We start from the raw sequence: 18,185 nt of genomic DNA on the forward strand, positions 1-18,185 counted from the left end.
TCGCCAAACCGCACAGAACTGGTAGCGGCGCGATTTCGCGGTGCGCATAAATGCGCACCCTGTGAAACCTGTAGGGTCGCCATTTATGGTGACCTGTCGTCAAACCGCACAGAACTGGTAGCGGCGCGATTTATCGCGCAAACAGGTTACGCGGCACCTTTATGGCAACCTGCCGTGCAACCGGGCAAAAAATCGCCCCCACGGTAACCGCGCCATGATCTGCACGGTCGCCATTGATGGCAACCGAGAAACCCAACGCTGCATGGACAGCAGGAGAAAACCTCATGGAAATCGCCTACTGGCTGATCGGTACACTGCTGGCGCTCTGTGTCGGCAGCTTTCTCAACGTAGTCATTTATCGCCTGCCGCAGCAGGTAATGAACCCGCAACCCGGCCTTACCCTGCTGCTGCCGCGCTCGCACTGTCCACACTGCCAGACCACGCTGCGCGCGATCGATATGCTGCCGCTGCTCAGCTGGCTGTTGTTACGCGGACGCTGTCGCTACTGCCACCACCCGGTGAGCCTGCGCTACCCGCTGACGGAGCTGCTCACCGCCGCGATCAGCCTGGCGCTGGCCTTGTTGCTGCCGCCCGATAGCCGCCTGCCTGCCGCCCTGTTGCTCGCCTGGATTCTGCTGGCGCTAACCCTCATCGACATTGAGCATCTGCTGTTGCCGGACGCTCTCACCCTTTCACTGCTGTGGCTTGGCCTGCTGTTCAAAGCGCTGCACTGGCTACCCGGAACGCTGCATGACGCGGTGTTCGGCGCAGTTGCGGGATACAGCGCGCTGTGGCTAGTGGGTGGACTCTATCAGCTGATAAAAAAGCGCCCCGGCCTCGGTGGCGGAGACGCCAAACTGCTGGCTGCGCTGGGTGCCTGGCTCGGCTGGGTGCTTTTACCCTTTGTGCTGTTACTGGCTTGCACAGGCGCAATTTTGTTTGTTCTGCTGGCCCGATTAGGCTGGCAACGCGAGCTGTATCACGTGCTGCCCTTTGGTCCGTGGCTGGCACTGGCGGGCATAAGTCTTTTTATTCACACGATTATTTAATCGCCTGTTCATATCGCGGCGCTAAAATAAGTGGCCAGTTTCTGTCCAACGTCCTGATTCCTATATGAAAAGAATAAACAATTCTAAACAAAATTAATCATTGTGATGTACGTCAAAAGGCTCTATATTGGCCGCGTTTTTTAAACCACTGATACTTTTTTGTTCAACTAGTCAATCGGCCAGCCTGTTCGAGCCCCGGTTGAAGGAGAGATATGATGACGGATAAAGTCCGTATTGATACTTTTGGTGCCAACTCATTCAACGGAAACAACGACGCATTCTTAGCCCGTCAGGCTGAGTTTGAATCAAACGTCAGGAGTTACCCGCGCAAGTTGCCTTTAGCGATTGCCAAAGCCAATGGCGTGTGGATTACGGATGTTGAAAACAAACAATATCTTGACTGTCTGGCTGGCGCAGGGACGCTGGCACTTGGTCATAACCATCCTGATGTTCTGCAGAGCATCCAAAATGTCATTACCAGCGGCTTGCCGTTACATACTCTTGATCTGACGACACCTCTGAAAGATCAATTCTCTGAGTCACTGCTCTCGCTGCTGCCTGGTCAGGGTAAAGAGTATTGCCTGCAGTTCACCGGCCCTTCCGGTGCGGATGCGGTTGAAGCCGCGCTGAAGCTGGCGAAAAAAGTCACCGGCCGTAGCGGCGTGATCAGCTTCTCTGGCGGTTACCATGGTATGACTCATGGTGCATTGGCTGTCACCGGCAACCTCTCGCCGAAAGAAGCAGTTAACGGCATGATGCCAGAAGTGCAATTCATGCCTTACCCGCATCTGTATCGTTGCCCGCTGGGTCTTGGTGGTGAAGCTGGCGTTAAAGCGCTGACCTACTACTTCGAAAACCTGATCAACGACGTTGAAAGCGGCGTACGCAAGCCTGCTGCTGTTATCCTGGAAGCGGTTCAGGGTGAAGGCGGCGTGAACCCGGCTCCGGTCGAGTGGCTGCAGCGCATCCGTAAAGTGACTCAGGAACATGGCATTCTGCTGATCCTGGACGAAGTTCAGGCTGGCTTTGCCCGTACCGGTAAATTCTTCGCCTTCGAACACGCGGGCATTGAGCCAGACATCATCGTGATGTCTAAAGCTGTCGGTGGCGGTCTGCCGCTGGCCGTGCTAGGTATCAAAAAACAGTTCGATGCGTGGGCACCAGGCCACCACACCGGTACCTTCCGCGGCAACCAGCTGGCGATGGCAACCGGTCTGGCGACGCTGAAGATCCTGACCGAGCAGAACATCGCCGGCAAAGTGGCAGAACAGGGTGAATGGCTGAAAGCCCAGCTGAACGCGATGGCGAAACGCTTCCCGGTTATTGGTCACGTACGCGGCCTCGGGATGATGATCGGTATCGAAATCGTTAAGCCACACGAGCCAGCTGACCACATGGGCAGCTTCCCGGCCGACGGCGAACTCTCTGCACTGCTGCAGAAAAAATGCTTCGAAGCCGGTCTGATTCTGGAGCGTGGCGGTCGTCACGGTGCGGTACTGCGCCTGCTGCCATCACTGCTGATCAGCAACGAAGAGCTGGCCGTGTTCCTGGATAAATTTGAGCAGGCGCTGCTGGGCGCTGGCGTCAAACCTGTTTGACTGGAAGAGTAAATGTCTGAAGTAAACCCGATTCTGGCCGCCTCGGCCCCGAGCATTGAGGCGTACCAGCAGGCGATTGCCCAGAGCAGCGCCGCGGTTGTGCAGTGGCTGCAACAGCCTGAGATGTACCAGGGCAAAACGGTTGCCGAACTGCGCGAGCGTATCACGCTCGACTTCAATCCAAACGGCCTGGGCAACCAGGCCGCGATTGAACGTGCGATTGAATATTTCCTCAAAGACAGTCTGGCGGTGCATCATCCGCAGTGCGTTGCGCACCTGCACTGTCCGAGCCTGGTGGTAAGCCAGGCGGCTGAAGTGCTGATCAACGCCACTAACCAGAGCATGGATTCGTGGGATCAGAGCCCTTCTGCCACCATTATTGAAATCAAACTGATTGAGTGGCTGCGTGCGCAGGTTGGCTATCCGGCCGGTGATGCGGGCGTGTTCACCAGCGGCGGTACGCAGAGCAACCTGATGGGCCTGATGCTGGCACGTGACGCTTTCTATGCGCGTCAGGGCCATTCCGTGCAGCAGCACGGCATCACTGGCGATCTGCGCAAGATTAAAGTGCTGTGCTCAGAAAACGCCCACTTCTCCGTGCAGAAGAACATGGCGCTGCTGGGCCACGGCTATCAATCTGTGGTGCAGGTGAAATCGGATCAGTTCGCCCGTATGGACGTGAATGACCTGAAAGCCAAACTGGCGCAGGCTGAAGCCAACGGCGAACAGATCCTGGCGATCGTCGCGACGGCAGGCACCACCGATGCCGGCGCCATCGATCCGCTGCGTGAGATCGCAGCCATCGCCGCTGAGCACAACATCTGGGTGCACGTGGATGCGGCCTGGGGCGGTGCGCTGCTGCTGTCTGAAAAGTATCGTCATTACCTGGATGGTCTGGAGCTGGTGGATTCCGTCACCCTCGACTTCCACAAACAATACTTCCAGACCATCAGCTGCGGCGCGTTCCTGCTAAAAGACGCGCGTCACTATGAGCTGATGCGTTATCAGGCGGCTTACCTGAACTCCGAGTTCGATGAAGAAGCCGGCGTGCCGAACCTGGTGTCCAAATCACTGCAGACCACGCGTCGTTTCGATGCGCTGAAACTGTGGATGGGTCTGGAAGCGCTGGGTCAGAAACAGTACGCCGCGATTATCGACCACGGCGTGAGTCTGGCACAGGACGTCGCGCAGTTCGTTGAATCTGAGCCGCGTCTGGAACTGGTAATGCAGCCACAGCTGGCCAGCGTGCTGTTCCGCTATCGTCCAGCCCGGCTGAGCGACAGCGCGCAGATCGCCCTGTTCAACCAGCGTATCGGCGATGCGCTGCTGGAATCAGGCCGCGCTAATGTCGGTGTGACCGAGCATGCAGGCATGACCTGCCTGAAGCTGACGCTGCTGAACCCGACCGTCACGCTGGAAGACATCAAGCTGCTGCTGGCGCTGGTAGAAAAAACTGCTGATCAACTGCTGAGTGCCTGATTAGGTGTGAAGTAAATAAGCCGCTAACCGGCAACGGTTAGCGGCTTTTTTTATAGCTTAAAAACAGATCGCCGCACGCTGGCTCACTGCGGAATGCGCGCAATTACCTTGATTTCGAAATCATAGCCCGCAAGCCAGTTGACGCCCACCGCCGTCCAGTTGGGATAAGGCTCATCGCCGAAGAAGCGCAGCCGTACTTCGTTCACCGTGGCGAACTGCGCTTCCGGATCGGTATGAAACGTAGTGACATCAACCACGTCATCGAAACTGCAACCGGCGGCCTTCAGCACCGCCGCGAGATTGGTAAATGCCTGATTAACCTGACGCGTGAAATCCGGCTCGGCGGTGCCATCATCCCGGCTGCCTACCTGGCCGGAAACAAACAGCAGATCGCCGGAGCGAATCGCCGCAGAGTATTTATTGATGTTGTACAACGCCTGACGGCCCGCTGGAAAAACAGCATCGCGTTTGTTCATAATCGTACTCCTGAAGATGAGAGAAGAAAGCGGGTTAGCTATGCCCGCTTTCGCTTTAACATACGCCGCGTATGTATTACTATGTTTTACATACGCGGCGTATGTCAATGCAAAATTTAAGGAACAGCGATGGCAGCCAGACGACGGGCAGACCAGGTAGAAGAGACACGCGGCAAACTGATTGCCGCTGCACGACGCGCGTTCGCGCAGAAGGGTTACAGCGAAGCGTCAATGGATGACCTCACGGCAGCCGCCGGGCTGACGCGCGGTGCGCTGTACCATAATTTTGGCGACAAGAAAGGGTTATTGCAGGCGGTTATTGACCAGATCGATGGTGAGATTCTTGAGCAGATGCGCGCAGCCGGACAGCAGTATCACACTCGCTGGCACGCGTTTCTGGCGGAAGCCATTACCTATATCGAGATGTCGCTGGAGCCAGAAGTCCAGCGCATCATGCTGCTGGATGGCCCGGCGGTGCTGGGCGATCCGTCGCGCTGGCCTAATCAGACCGCCTGTCTGCGCACCACCGCCGCCATGCTGGCGGAGCTGATTGAGGAAGGTACAGTGAAACCGGTCGATACCGAAGCGGCGGCGCAACTGGTCAACGGCGCCGCGCTCAATGCCGCGCTGTGGATTGCCGCTGCCGATGAGCCGGTCGCGGCGCTGCCGCGTGCGGTGCAGGCCTTCCGGCTGCTGGTTTCCGGACTGCTGGTCAACCCGGCGTCGCATTGAGTTCGCGTATCCAGCTGAGAAACGCCTGCAGCGGTGCCGGGATCAGCCGACGATCGTTGTAATACAGCCACAGGCCGGGAAAGCTGAGCCACCAGTCGGCAAGGATCGGTTGCAGACTGCCGTTGGCCAGCGCCGGCTTCAGCCAGTCCTCAAACAGATAGACCACGCCGGCACCGGCGATGGCCGTTGACACCGTCAGCTCCATCGCCGCACCGATGCTGCAAATCAGCGGCCCCTGCGGCTGTAACGTGATGCGTTCCGCGCCGCGGCTAAACTCCCATTCGGCCGTCACCCCGGTGGCATAACGACCATACAGACAGCGATGCTGCATCAGGTCGCGCGGATGCTGCGGCGTACCGTAAGCCGCCAGATAGGCTGGCGCCGCGGCCGCGGCAAAGCGCTGCACGCGCGGACCAATCGGCAGCGCCACCATATCCTGCTCCAGATGATCGTCATAACGGATACCGGCATCGCAGCTGTCGCGAAAAATGTCCTGCACATTACTCTCCGCCACAATCTCCAGCCGGATGTCGGGATAGCGCTGCAAAAATCCCGGCACAATCGCCGGTAATACCAGCCGCGCCGCACTGACCGGCACGTTGAGCCGCAGCGTGCCGCCCGGCGTGTCACGGAACGTGTTCAGGGCATCCAGCGCCGCATCCACTTCGTTCATGGCGGGCAGCAGCCGTGACATCAGCGCCCGGCCCGCTTCGGTCAGCACCACCGTTCGCGTGGTGCGATTGAACAGCCGAACGCCCAGTTGCTGTTCGGCACGCCGCACCGCATCACTCAAACGCGACGGATTGCTGCCGCTCATGCGCGCCGCCTCGCGAAATCCACCGGCTTTTGCCACCGCCACTACCGCATGCAGCAATGCCATATCCAGCGCCATTGTGCGTCACTCCGTACAGTCTGTCCTGATTTACACGGATAGTCGCACAGCACCGTTGTGATTACAATTTAAACACTTACCGATGAAGGAGGTTTACATGTCACAGGCTACAACTACTTATACGCTGGGCGACCGTCAGGTTACCCGTCTCGGCTACGGTGCCATGCAGCTGGCCGGTCCCGGCGTATTTGGCCCGCCAAAAGATGAGGCCCGCGCGCTACAGGTGCTGCGCGATGCCGTGGCTGCCGGTGTCAATCACATTGACACCAGTGATTTTTACGGCCCGCACATCACCAATCAGCTGATAAAAAAAGCGCTCTATCCTTACCCCGACGATCTGGTGCTGGTGACCAAAGTGGGTGCCCGACGTGATGCCAAAGGCGGCTGGCTGCCCGCCAGCACGCCGGAGGAGCTGACGCAGGCTGTTGAAGATAACCTGCGTAATCTGGGGCTCGACGTGCTGGAGGTAGTCAATTTACGCTCGATGCTGAGCGTTCATGGGCCAGCAGAAGGATCGCTGGAGCCGCAAATTGAGGCGATGATTAAGTTGCAGCAGCGTGGCCTGATTCGGCACATTGGCCTGAGCAACGTGACCGCCGGTCAGGTGGCGCAGGCACAGCAGATGACGCCGATTGCCTGCGTACAGAATCTGTATAATCTCGCCAATCGTCAGGATGATGCGCTGATCGACCAGCTGGCGGCGCAGGGCATTCCCTACGTGCCGTTCTTTCCGCTCGGCGGTTTTTCGCCGCTGCAGTCGGAACAGCTTAGCGCGGTGGCCAGCACGCTCAACGCCAGTACGCTGCAGGTGGCGCTCGCCTGGCTGTTGCAGCGCTCAGACAACATTCTGCTGATTCCCGGCACCTCCTCGCCGCAGCATCTGCAGCAAAATCTGGCCAGCGCGGCGCTGACGCTGAGCCCGGAGGTGGTTGCGCAACTGGACAGCATTGGCCGGGCGTAAGGCACACGCCGGGGCTATCCCCGCCCGGCGATGCCCGCTTCCACCAGGCAGGCTTTGAGCACACCGAACGCATCCTGGCACTGGCGCTCATCCACGCAGGCGTAACCGAGCAGCAGACCGCGTCGCTCCTGCGGATGCATATAGTATTGCGACAGCGGCCGCACCTTCACGCCGCGTCGTAGCGCCAGCGCGGCAATCGCCACATCATCACAGCCCGCGGGCAGATTCAGCACCAGATGCAGCCCGGCTTCATGATTGACCACCGGCATAAAGGCCGCGCCCAGGTAGCGCTCAATCAGCGTCATCATAAAGCGCCGGCGCTGACTGTAGAGTTTGCGCATGCGCCGGATGTGCGTCATGTAGTGGCCTTTCAGAATAAACTCCGCCAGCGCGCGCTGTACCAGCAAATGGCCGCCGCGGTAGAGTTCGGCCGCCGCCACGCGCAGCGGCTGCGCCAGCGCTTTTGGCACCACCAGATAGCCTAGACGCAGCGCGGGATAGAGCGTTTTACTGAAGGTGCCCATATAGATCACCGGCGCATCCGGTTCAAAGCCCTGCAGTGAGGGAAATGGCTGGCCGGCGAAGCGAAATTCGCTGTCATAGTCATCTTCCACCAGCCAGCTTTTATGTTTGCGCGCCAGGTCGAGCAGCTGTCTGCGCCGCTCCAGACTGAGATGCACACCCAGCGGATACTGGTGTGACGGTGTCACAAAAATCATCTTCGGCGCTTTGCTGCGCGGTGCCAGCTCCGGGATAATGCCCTGTTCATCCACCGCTTTGGCCTGAATTTTTAGCCCGTTAATGCGTAACAGGTTGCGCGTGCCCCAGTAGCCTGGCTCCTCGATCCACACCGGATCGCCCGCGTCGCACAGCACGCGCGTCACCAGATCCACCGCCTGATGAATGCCTTCGGTAATGATGATTTGATCGGCGTCGGCACGCACCGAGCGCGCTACGCTGAGATACTCAGCCAGCGCCTGGCGCAGCTGCGGGCAGCCGCCGTTGCTGCTGTAAATCAGCCGCTCGATGTCGGGTTCGCGATTCAGGCGCGACTGAATCTGGCTAAACAACTTATGCGGAAACTCACGCACATCCGGCGCGCCGGGCACAAACGCACCCCACTGATAAGGCGAGGCATTGGCGTGACCGAGCAGCGTGGCGCCGCGTTTTGAAATCGCCGCCGGTTTACTCATCAGGGGTTCACTGAGCGGCAGCGCTGGCGCGCTGTTGAGGCACCCTTCCGGCAGGTTTTCTGCAATCCAGGTGCCGCTGCCGGTGCGCGCGCTGACATATCCCTGCGCGACCAGATTTTCATAAACGTTTAGCACCGTATTACGCGACACCGCCAGCTCGCGCGCTAAATCACGCGTCGCCGGCAGGCGTGAGCCGCGCGGGAAAATGCCCTCTACAATCGCCGCCTGCATGCAGTGCAGCAGGCGCTGCTGCAGCGTGCCTTCCGCGACAAACTGTAGTCGTTCCAATACATGATCGGCGTACAAACTCCGCAATTGGCTCCATCCTTCTCAGTGAAATTGGCTCTGGCAACCGCGCTCAGTGCAGGCATAAATAAGCGTGTTTGTCGTGATTTGTAAAGACGCTTATCGCTAAGGAAAGGTTATGGAAGGTAAAAACAGCCAGTTGCAACAACGCAAAGATGACGCGCTGCCGCGCGGCACCGGTAATCTTTGTCAGTGGTATGTCGATCAGGCCGAAAACGCCACGCTGCGTGATGTTGAGGGCAATAGCTGGATTGATTTCGCCGGCGGCATCGCGGTGCTTAACACCGGCCACCGTCATCCGCGTATCGTGCAGGCCATTGCCGATCAGTTAGCAAAATTCACCCATACCGCATTCCAGGTCACGCCGTATGAGAGCTATGTGGCGCTGGCGGAACGCATCAATCAGCGGGTGCCAATTGCCGGTAAAGCCAAAACCGCTTTTTTCACCACCGGCGCTGAAGCGGTAGAGAATGCGGTTAAAGTGGCGCGCGCCGCTACCCGTCGTCACGGCATCATCACCTTCGGTAACGCCTTTCACGGCCGCACTTTCATGACCATGGCGATGACCGGCAAAGTGGCCCCCTATAAGCGCGATTTTGGCCCGATGCCGGCCTCGGTGTTTCACGCCCGCTACCCTAACGCGGTCACCGGCATCAGCGTTGAGGACGCTATCGCCAGCCTGCACGATCTGTTCAGCCACGACATCGCGCCGCAGGATGTGGCCGCCATCGTACTGGAACCGGTGCAGGGCGAAGGCGGTTTCCACATCGCGCCGGCAGAGTTTCTTACGCAGCTGCGCGCGCTGGCCGATGAGCACGGCATTCTGCTGATTGCCGATGAGGTTCAGAGCGGATTTGCCCGCACCGGCAAGCTGTTTGCCATGGAGCACTACAGCGTGCAGCCCGATCTCATCACCATGGCGAAAAGTCTGGCGGGCGGTATGCCGCTGTCGGCGGTGAGCGGTCGTGCTGACATCATGGATGCGCCCGGTCCGGGCGGGCTGGGCGGTACTTACGCCGGCAATCCGCTATCGATTGCCGCCGCGCATGCGGTGCTGGATGTCATCGACGAAGAACAGCTGTGCCAGCGCGCCAGCGACCTGGGCGCGACGCTGAGCGAACTGCTGCACCGCGCGCGCCGCGCTAACGCGTCGATTACCGATGTGCGTGCGCTGGGCTCAATGGTAGCCGTGGAGTTTGCCAGCGCGCAGCAGGCGCAGGCGCTGCAGCAACAGGCGATGGCGCGCGGTCTGCTGCTGCTGACCTGTGGCCCGCAGGGTAACGTGATCCGCTTCCTCTATCCGCTCACCATTCCGGATACCCAGTTCCGCCAGGCGCTGGATATTCTCGACAGCCTGCTCAGCCAGCCTTAGCGTTCCACCCATTGTCCGATCGCTTGCCTGCCGCGCGCAGGCAAGTTTCACCTGCATAACAGGCGGGGTCTGCCCTGCCTGAGAGACGATCTGGAGAGATATTGATGACTGCTCAGAATGCCAATGTACTGGCACAAAGCCTGAAACCCCGCCACGTGCGCATGCTGTCGATTGCCGGTGTGATTGGCGCCGGGCTGTTCGTCGGTTCCGGCCATGCGATTGCCGAAGCCGGGCCGGCGGTGCTGCTGGCCTATATCGCCGCCGGCGCGCTGGTGGTGCTGATTATGCGCATGCTGGCGGAGATGGCGGTCGCCTCACCGGACTCCGGTTCCTTCTCCACCTACGCCGACAAATCCCTTGGCCGCTGGGCCGGCTTTACCATCGGCTGGCTTTACTGGTGGTTCTGGGTACTGGTGATCCCGCTGGAGGCCAACGCCGCCGGCACCATTCTGCACGGCTGGTTCCCGCAGGTGGCGGTGTGGGAATACACGCTGGCGATCACCAGCTTCCTGACCATCAGCAACCTGTTCAGCGTGAAAAACTACGGTGAGTTTGAGTTCTGGTTCGCGCTGCTGAAAGTGGTGGCTATCGTCGCCTTTCTTTGTGCCGGCAGCCTGGCGCTGTTTGGCCTGCTGCCCGGCAGCAGCACGCAGGGTATTTCACACCTGTACGACACTCACGGCTTCATGCCTAACGGTATCAGTGCCGTGCTCGCCGCCATTCTTACCACCATGTTCTCTTTCATGGGCACGGAAATCGTCACCATTGCCGCCGCCGAATCTAACGAACCGCGCAAGCAAATCACCCACGCCACCAACTCGGTGATCTGGCGTATCGCGCTGTTTTATCTGCTGTCGATCTTTCTGGTGGTGGCGCTGGTGCCGTGGAATACGCCGTCGCTGATGAAAGCCGGGTCTTACCAGACGGCGATGGAGATGATGAACGTGCCGTATGCCCGGCAGATTGTCGATGTGGTGGTGCTGATCGCGGTATGCAGCTGTCTTAATTCTGCGCTTTATACCGCGTCGCGCATGCTCTATTCCCTGTCGCGTCGTCAGGATGCGCCAGCGGCGGCCTCGCGCACCACGCGCAGCGGCACGCCGTGGGTCGCAGTGCTGATGTCTACCGCCGCAGCATTTCTGGCGGTGATCGCCAACTATCTGGCGCCGAGCGCGGTGTTTGAGTTCCTGCTGGCCAGCTCCGGCGCCATTGCGCTGCTGGTTTATCTGGTCATTGCCGCTTCGCATCTGGTGCTGCGGAAAAAGCGCGAGGCGCGCGGCGAGCAGCTCAGCTATCGCATGTGGCTGTTCCCGGGTCTGACGTGGGCCACCATGGTGTTCATCGTTGGCGTACTGACGTCAATGCTGTTCAATGCGCAGCATCGTTCAGAAATTATCGCCACCGGGCTGTTAACGCTGCTGGTGCTGGTCGCCAGCCAGATAGTGCACCGCAAGCGCGCGGCGCGTAAAAACAGCGAGGAGATGGTAGCGCTGCGTTCGTAACGCTCGCCATGACGGGCACGGAAGCCCGCCGTTACTGCACATCAATACTGATTGACTCTTCCGCCACGTTAATCGTCACGGTGCAGTGCGTCCACACCGGCTGCCCTTCAGTCATCTCATGTTCGATAAAGTATTGCTGAAAGTCTTTCAGCGCGGCACTGAGATCGCCAATCGCGCGCGCGTCCGGCTCGAACCAGTCCGGTTCGCCGTTTTCATCAAGGTAGTTAAACTGAAACTGCCCGCCCTCCTCATCGGCAAACAGCTCCGCCTGCACCACCAGCACCTGCGCGCCGTCGGGGCCACAGCTAAAAATGATCTGGCCAATGCGGCGATAAAGGTCTTCGTATTGCATAGTGAGAACTCCTGTAAGATGCGGGACGCGCGACAGCGCCGCGGCGGCATTCATCTCAGCCAATGTCTTGACATTATGTCTGAGGATCAGAGAATGAACGCCTGCGAATAACGGACTACAAGAAACGGAGTTTATCATAGCCTGTTCAGCGCGTTACCTCTCTGTTACCCACATTAAACGCGTCGCCCGTCTGCTGTCTGCCGTGCTGTTGCTGGCCAGCTGCGCCTCGGAGCCGCCTAAATCGCTGGTCACCCCGTTTCCGTCGCCGACCAAACCTCCTGTTCCGGCCAAACCCACGGAACAGACTGAACCAGTGCGCGGCGTCTGGCTCACTACGGTGTCGCGCCTCGACTGGCCGCCAATATCCTCCGTTACAGCCAGCCCGGCGCTGCGCATTCGCCAGCAGCAGCAGGCACTGACGGCCAAACTGGATAAGCTGCACAGCCTGGGGATCAACACGGTGTTTTTCCAGGTGAAGCCCGATGGCACCGCGCTGTGGCGTTCGCGTATCCTGCCATGGTCCGATACCCTGACCGGCAACATCGGGCAGGATCCGGGTTACGATCCGCTGCAATTTATCCTCGACGAGGCGCACAAACGCGGTATGAAGGTGCATGCGTGGTTTAATCCTTATCGCGTGTCGACCAATACCAAACCTGCGACCGTGACGGCGTTAAACAACACGCTCCAGCTGCAGCCGGCCAGCGTGTTTGTGCTGCATCGCGACTGGATCCGCACCGCCAGCGACCGCTTCGTGCTCGATCCGGGCATTCCGGCGGCGCGCGACTGGATCACCAGCATCGTGGCGGAAGTGGTGTCAAACTACGCCATTGATGGCGTTCAGTTCGATGACTATTTCTACACCGAAACCGCGACATCGCCGCTCAATGACAGCGCCACCTTTCGCCAGTACGGCGCGGGCTTTGCCAGCAAAGCGGACTGGCGGCGGCACAATACCCAGCTACTGATCGAACAGGTTTCCCGCACGATTAAACAGCTCAAGCCTGGCGTTGAGTTCGGCGTCAGCCCGGCGGGTGTCTGGCGCAATCTGTCGCACGATGCGGCCGGCTCCGATACGCGCGGTGCGGCGGCTTATGATGAAGCCTATGCCGACACGCGCCGCTGGGTGCAGCTTGGCCTGCTGGATTACATCGCGCCGCAGCTCTACTGGCCGTTTGCCCGCCAGGCTGCGCGCTATGACGTTCTGGCGCGCTGGTGGGCCAATGTGGTACAGCCAACAAACACCCGGCTGTACATCGGCGTGGCGCTATATAAGGTGGGTGAAGCTTCAAAAAGTGAGCCGGACTGGACGGTTCAGGGCGGCGTTCCCGAACTGAAAAAACAGCTCGATCTGAATGAATCGCTGCCGCACATCGACGGCACCATTCTGTTTCGCGAAGATTATCTTAATCAGCCGCAGACGCAGCAGGCGGTCGAATATTTACGTCAGCGCTGGGGAAAATGATTGATTCAGGCCAGCAGTCTTCCTCTGCTGGCCTGAAGCGTTAGCGCGGGTTATCCGGATCGAGTAATTCAATACTCCGCGGCACGCCGTTCACGCGGACTTTCAGGAAACGACGGGTGATCCACTTCCCCGCGGCATCCTGCTCCTGCCGTTCAAAAAATGGCCCACGCAGCAGCAGTTCTTTGTTATTGTTGTAGCCAAAGCCGACATCTTTATTGCCCACCCAGTGCTGTTCAAAGGTGACGACCGGCTGGTTGTCCAGTGCCGTGGCTTCTTCCGCACTGCATGCGGTAAAACTTTTGCGGAAAATAAAACACTGACCGGACTGATAGCGATCGCGCCCGTTGGTTTCCACCAGCGCAATTGAGAAGCCGGTATAGGCCGGAATTTTAACGTACAGTTTGGTGCGCGCTCCCTTGCCCTCGATATGCACCTTAATTACGGGTGAGGAACCTTCGCTGTACCAGCTACCAATGGTGTTATCGTCATTGCGCGCCTGCAGATAAATATGCGCCACGCCTTCCGGTGTCCGGTAGCTGTAATCGGTTTGCGTTTCCGACTGGGAAACATACTGCGCGCTACCGAGAATGCGAACGTGAATTTGTGAGGTAGCGTCGGAAAAATTAAATTCGCCGACGTAAAACCATTTCGCGTCTTTGCCACGGTTATCCATGTGATGCTGCGAGGTGGTGAAGTCATAACTCAGCGATCCCTGAATGATCGCGCCAAGATCGGAAATCTCCATCACGCCACGATCGCCTTCCGCCAGCAGCGTCCATGGCTCAATACCCTCTTTGCTGAAGTCAAAGCCCGCGCTATCGCGGTGCACGCTTTTCTGGATAATCATCGCGCGGCAATAACCCATCTTCATGGGATTTTGCGTCGATTCAATCACCAGCCCTTCAATCGTCCACTGACCATTGGTGAGATCGCCGGCGAATTCGGAGTGCTCGATCCAGCCATTACGAATAAACGATTGCGTACAGCGCGGCAGATCGAATACCGGCTGTCTGGTGCTGCGCTGCAAATTAAAGTTGGAGAGTTCAATCGCGGTCGAATGATCCCAGGCGCCTTTTTCCCGATCGGACCAGCGCGCATAGACAATACTGCCCTGACAGCCACGTGAATAAAACTGGTCGATTTTACAGTCCAGCGTATCAATCAGTTCCAGCGCCCGCCCGCCGAGGTAGCGAAACTCCATACTGCTGACGCGCAGAAACTGGCCACCGATAATACTGTTGGTAAAGAAGCCGACATTATTAAACGCCGTGCCGCCGTCTTCGCCGCTGTCAGAACTCATGCCTTTCACCACAAAACCGGAAATTTCCACATAGCGTGCGCGCACGCTGAAGAAATGGGTTTTGCGCGGTTTCGGTCCCCAGTTAAATTTCAGCGTGGTGGTGGGGAAATAACCGAAGTTGACCGGCGCGCCGGAAATTTTAAAGCGGTTAATCTCTCTGTCGCTGCCCAGCACTTCCGCTAAATCAAAGCCGGACAGGCTGAACTCACCGGCGGTAAAGCGAATGCCCGCGGAGGGTAAAACACGCTGCGACCATTTAAACATGCGGATCACCGCATCAATACAATCGGTGGTGCCATCGGCTATCGCGCCAAAATCCACCACCGTGACCGCGCTGTAATCGAGGACTACTCTTTTCCAGCGCTTTTTACCGGACGTCACAAAATTCAGCCCGCCGTCATCGGGCGTGCTGTTGTCGGTGGCATCGTAGACAAACACGCCGCCGCCCATCCGACTGCCACGGCTGTATTCCAGCACCGACGCAATTTCGCCAATCGAAACAGGTTCCTGTTTACGTAAATCGTCAATGGTATGTAATTGAATCACCGTCCCGGTGGCAGATGGTGTGGTAGTGCTGGTGGTGCCAGATGTATTCGCCATGGTGTTCCCCATAAATTATTAACGTAATACGACAGAGCATCAGCAGTATAAGTGATTGAAAATTAATATATTGACCTGTACCAGCTTATACGGGAGCTTTTCAGCGGCGTGATGTGGCGAGAGAGAATAACGATATGATTCCGGAAGGAAAGCGAAGCGACAAAATTACGTTTTACAGATTTATCGCAGAATAATTGTGGTAATCGCCGGTACGAACGTTCTGATTAATTTGACTTACGAAGAAGAATGGCTTGAATTATCGAAATATTTCCCGCGATCATCAGTTTAATTTTTTACGCGAGATAACGCGCCAGTGAAAATTTTCGACTGGCGCGTTGCCGTCAAAATGTCGCGTTCAGGCCAATATTCCAGCTCAGCTGATGATAGGCGCTGTTGCCACCGACCGCAGAAACCCCGGCAAAGGCGTTGACCGTTTCACCCAGCGGCACGCTGGCCCCCAGCGACATATCCAGCCAGTTTTTATCACCGGCGCTGACGCTGCGTACAAACCCGGTCTGCGTTGACTTCAGCCCGGCGCGCACCGCGTTCTGCGTATCGTCAAACTGGTGGTTATAACTGAGCTGCGCCCACGGATTCACCGGCCACAGTTTGCTGTCGATACGCCAGCCAAGCGCGCCGATTTGCGAATGCAGGGTTTGATCGGAAAAGCGCATGGCGGTGCTGCTGTCGCCGTTTTCGCTGTAGCCCCCTGCCCGCACATAATCCAGTGCGTAGCTGGCAACCGGACCGGTAGAAAGGTGTTCGCCTATCGGCAGATCCCAGCCGGTTTGCACCCGCAGCCCGAGCATTTTGCCGCTGCTGCTGCCCTGTTCGGTGCGCGTTGCCGGGCCGATATCGATGCGACGTTCGATGCTGTCAAAATCGAGATCGGCATAATGCACATCCGCGTTGATCCAGCCCTTCTCCAGCAGCGTCAGCTGGCTATACAGCGCCAGCAAATTGCCGCGCAGCTTGTAATCATAGTGCGCCGAAGGATGCTGGTGCTGCGCGGTGCTCGACAACAGCAGACCCGCCTGCCAGTTATCCGTGAACTGATAGCCTAATCCCAGCGTCAGGCTGCCAGTATCAGCGTCGCCGTTAAGCAGGCTGTCGCCGCGATAATCAATATGCTGACCGGCATAGCCGCCGAACACGCTGACCTGACCGGCGCTGGCCGGCTGCTGACGCTGCTGCTGTAAATGGCCGTCGAGGGTGTTCTGCATATCCCGCGACAGCATCAGCGGCGCCCGTGCCAGTGCCGCCACCTGCGCAGGTGCGTCGAGGATCGATTGAATGTAGTCGGCGATCATGGCATGTACCGCCGGGCTGGGATGCAGCCGGTCGGCAAACAGATAGGCCTGCGCGTTGCTGAAACCGGGCGTTGATGAGGTGCATTCGGCGGCAGAGGTGCCGACCGGACAGGCCATCCCCAGCGTATTGCTCAGGCCATAGCGTTGCGGATTGGCAATTACCTCGTTGAACAGGCCGGCGATGTCGGCACGCACAATGTTGCCATTCAGCGCCACCAGCCCGGCCTCTTCCTGCTGGTTATAGCCATCGGAGAGGGCCGTCACCTGCTCGCTGAGCACCTGCCAGGCCGAAAACAGCTGCTGCGCCAGCGCGGCACGCAGCGCCGGGATGGTCGATACCTGTGCGGCGGCCTGATCGAATGCGTCGCGCACCGCCTGCTGGCGCGCAGCCACGTCGGGCGTGGCATGGCTGTCCAGCGAGGCAAACGCCGCGACCATCGCCGACTGCGCCGCCGGGCCCAGCACACTCAGCACCGCCTGCACCATGAAAGGCGTGGAGCCAAGCTGCGGCACGTTTGGCACGATTACCGCCCCCGCACCGGCATCCAGCAGGGTTTTGATTTGCGACACCGCCGCGCTGGCGCTGTTGCTGATGGTCTCGCGCGCGGTAAGCGGATTGGTCACCGCCGCCGCGATATCGTTAGCGCCCACCCAGTGAATGTACAGTCCGTTGCTATCTGCGCGGCCGCCGGTGGATTGCAGATAAGCAGCCAGCTGGTCTTGCGTATTGAGGCTGGCATCCAGCGCCGGCACGGTAACGCCGCCGCCCTGTGCATAGTTGCTGCCACCGCGCGACGACGGCTGCAGCGTTTGCCCGAGCTGTGCGGCGAGGATCTCGTCATACAGTGGATGTTGCGCGCCATCATAAGTAAAGCGCCCGACATTACCGCCATCGCTCAGGCTATCGCCGAAAACCGTCAGGTTATCCCACGCCAGGGCGCTAAACGGCACATACAGGCAACTCAATGTGGCAAACGCGACCGCCGATCGCGCCAGGTTGCGACTCTTCATCATTCACTCCGAATCAGGCCAGAGCTCATGTCTGGCCGCTAAAGGTGCCGGCGCGTCAGGATGCCGTCGCGCAGGCTGAAAACCGCTTAAGCAGCGGAAAGGACAGTGATAACAAGGATGCTTAAGGTGTAGTCAGGCAGGCGCGCCTTTACCAGGCAGAGAGCGGAAATTTGCGGGATGGATCGGCACGTCAGGGATTGTGGACTGACAACCGCAGCGTGAGGAACGGTGCTTTGAGTGACAAAGCGGCGGCGTTAACTGAAGCCAGTATAATGCGCAGATCTCAGGTATCCATATAACTCACTGATCTTATTGATATCAAGTTGCTCCCGGATGCCAACCGGGGTTGCAGTTTTAGGCAATTTGCGACGTGACACAGGCGCAACAAAAAGTTATCAGGCAACTTCCGGAAGTGATGGCTTTCGAATACGAAGCGGAGCCAGGTGATCGCACAACCGGGGCAGATAATCATCCGGCTGGCAGGCTATGTACAAATCCCGGTGCAATGACCGGGATTCACTCTAATAAGGCTGATAGTCCTCATATTGCCAAAAACTAAAACGGCTGAGCTTTTGAGCAATCTCGGG

Annotated in this window: 14 protein-coding genes; 8 read left to right on the top strand and 6 right to left on the bottom strand. The window is 58.4% G+C overall.

Annotated elements, in window-relative coordinates; all coding sequences use genetic code 11:
• The first annotated feature begins 284 nt into the window (after window positions 1-284).
• The 3 genes from QMM04_RS13320 to QMM04_RS13330 all read left to right on the top strand — a co-directional run bounded on the left by QMM04_RS13320 (window position 285) and on the right by QMM04_RS13330 (window position 4,126).
• Window positions 285-1,049, top strand: coding sequence for an A24 family peptidase (locus tag QMM04_RS13320; protein ID WP_282996330.1), 765 nt, complete (start codon window positions 285-287; stop codon window positions 1,047-1,049).
• A gap of 215 nt (window positions 1,050-1,264) precedes the next feature.
• Window positions 1,265-2,647, top strand: coding sequence for a diaminobutyrate--2-oxoglutarate transaminase (locus tag QMM04_RS13325; RefSeq protein WP_282996337.1), 1,383 nt, complete (start codon window positions 1,265-1,267; stop codon window positions 2,645-2,647).
• A 12-nt stretch (window positions 2,648-2,659) separates the two neighbouring features.
• A complete protein-coding gene (locus QMM04_RS13330; protein ID WP_282996331.1) occupies window positions 2,660-4,126 on the top strand; it encodes an aspartate aminotransferase family protein in 1,467 nt (488 codons plus the stop codon).
• Window positions 4,127-4,209: 83 nt separating this feature from the next.
• On the opposite strand, the gene QMM04_RS13335 is transcribed toward QMM04_RS13330, so the two are convergent.
• Window positions 4,210-4,602, bottom strand: coding sequence for a RidA family protein (locus QMM04_RS13335; RefSeq protein ID WP_058770208.1), 393 nt, complete (start codon window positions 4,600-4,602; stop codon window positions 4,210-4,212).
• Window positions 4,603-4,731: 129 nt separating this feature from the next.
• On the opposite strand from QMM04_RS13335, the gene QMM04_RS13340 reads away from it, so the two are divergent.
• Window positions 4,732-5,334 (top strand): TetR/AcrR family transcriptional regulator, encoded by a 603-nt coding sequence (locus tag QMM04_RS13340; protein ID WP_021509093.1) that lies wholly within the window; start codon window positions 4,732-4,734, stop codon window positions 5,332-5,334.
• On the opposite strand, the gene QMM04_RS13345 is transcribed toward QMM04_RS13340, so the two are convergent.
• Entirely contained in the window at window positions 5,315-6,226 is a 912-nt protein-coding gene (locus QMM04_RS13345; RefSeq protein ID WP_021509092.1) for a LysR substrate-binding domain-containing protein, read from the bottom strand. The two genes, QMM04_RS13340 and QMM04_RS13345, sit on opposite strands and share 20 nt — an antisense overlap.
• 97 nt (window positions 6,227-6,323) lie before the next feature.
• On the opposite strand from QMM04_RS13345, the gene QMM04_RS13350 reads away from it, so the two are divergent.
• A complete protein-coding gene (locus QMM04_RS13350; protein WP_282996332.1) occupies window positions 6,324-7,187 on the top strand; it encodes an aldo/keto reductase family oxidoreductase in 864 nt (287 codons plus the stop codon).
• 14 nt (window positions 7,188-7,201) lie between these two features.
• Here QMM04_RS13350 and QMM04_RS13355 read toward each other — a convergent pair whose 3' ends face one another.
• Window positions 7,202-8,695, bottom strand: a complete 1,494-nt coding sequence (locus tag QMM04_RS13355; protein WP_282996333.1) for a PLP-dependent aminotransferase family protein — start codon at window positions 8,693-8,695, stop codon at window positions 7,202-7,204.
• A 109-nt stretch (window positions 8,696-8,804) separates the two neighbouring features.
• On the opposite strand from QMM04_RS13355, the gene gabT reads away from it, so the two are divergent.
• Together gabT and gabP are read left to right on the top strand one after the other, a co-directional pair.
• Complete coding sequence (gene gabT / locus QMM04_RS13360) at window positions 8,805-10,058, top strand: 4-aminobutyrate--2-oxoglutarate transaminase (RefSeq protein ID WP_282996334.1); 1,254 nt, start codon at window positions 8,805-8,807, stop codon at window positions 10,056-10,058.
• A gap of 104 nt (window positions 10,059-10,162) precedes the next feature.
• Entirely contained in the window at window positions 10,163-11,560 is a 1,398-nt protein-coding gene (gene gabP, locus QMM04_RS13365) for a GABA permease (protein ID WP_282996335.1), read from the top strand.
• A gap of 31 nt (window positions 11,561-11,591) precedes the next feature.
• Here gabP and QMM04_RS13370 read toward each other — a convergent pair whose 3' ends face one another.
• On the bottom strand, window positions 11,592-11,912 hold the full coding sequence (locus QMM04_RS13370; protein ID WP_021312978.1) for a hypothetical protein: 321 nt from the start codon (window positions 11,910-11,912) through the stop codon (window positions 11,592-11,594).
• Window positions 11,913-12,084: 172 nt separating this feature from the next.
• Between QMM04_RS13370 and QMM04_RS13375 the strand changes: the two genes are divergently transcribed.
• Window positions 12,085-13,377: a glycoside hydrolase family 10 protein gene (locus QMM04_RS13375; RefSeq protein WP_282996338.1), complete on the top strand. Its 1,293-nt coding sequence runs from the start codon at window positions 12,085-12,087 to the stop codon at window positions 13,375-13,377.
• 40 nt (window positions 13,378-13,417) lie between these two features.
• Here QMM04_RS13375 and QMM04_RS13380 read toward each other — a convergent pair whose 3' ends face one another.
• Together QMM04_RS13380 and QMM04_RS13385 are read right to left on the bottom strand one after the other, a co-directional pair.
• Window positions 13,418-15,277 (bottom strand): hypothetical protein, encoded by a 1,860-nt coding sequence (locus tag QMM04_RS13380; protein WP_282996336.1) that lies wholly within the window; start codon window positions 15,275-15,277, stop codon window positions 13,418-13,420.
• Window positions 15,278-15,618: 341 nt separating this feature from the next.
• The gene (locus QMM04_RS13385) at window positions 15,619-17,598 is read right to left on the bottom strand and encodes an autotransporter domain-containing protein (protein WP_282996339.1); all 1,980 of its coding nucleotides are present in this window, start codon (window positions 17,596-17,598) and stop codon (window positions 15,619-15,621) included.
• Window positions 17,599-18,185 lie beyond the last annotated feature (587 nt).

It is taken from the genome of Pantoea sp. Pa-EAmG, from assembly GCF_030024295.1.
GTDB lineage: Bacteria > Pseudomonadota > Gammaproteobacteria > Enterobacterales > Enterobacteriaceae > Pantoea > Pantoea dispersa.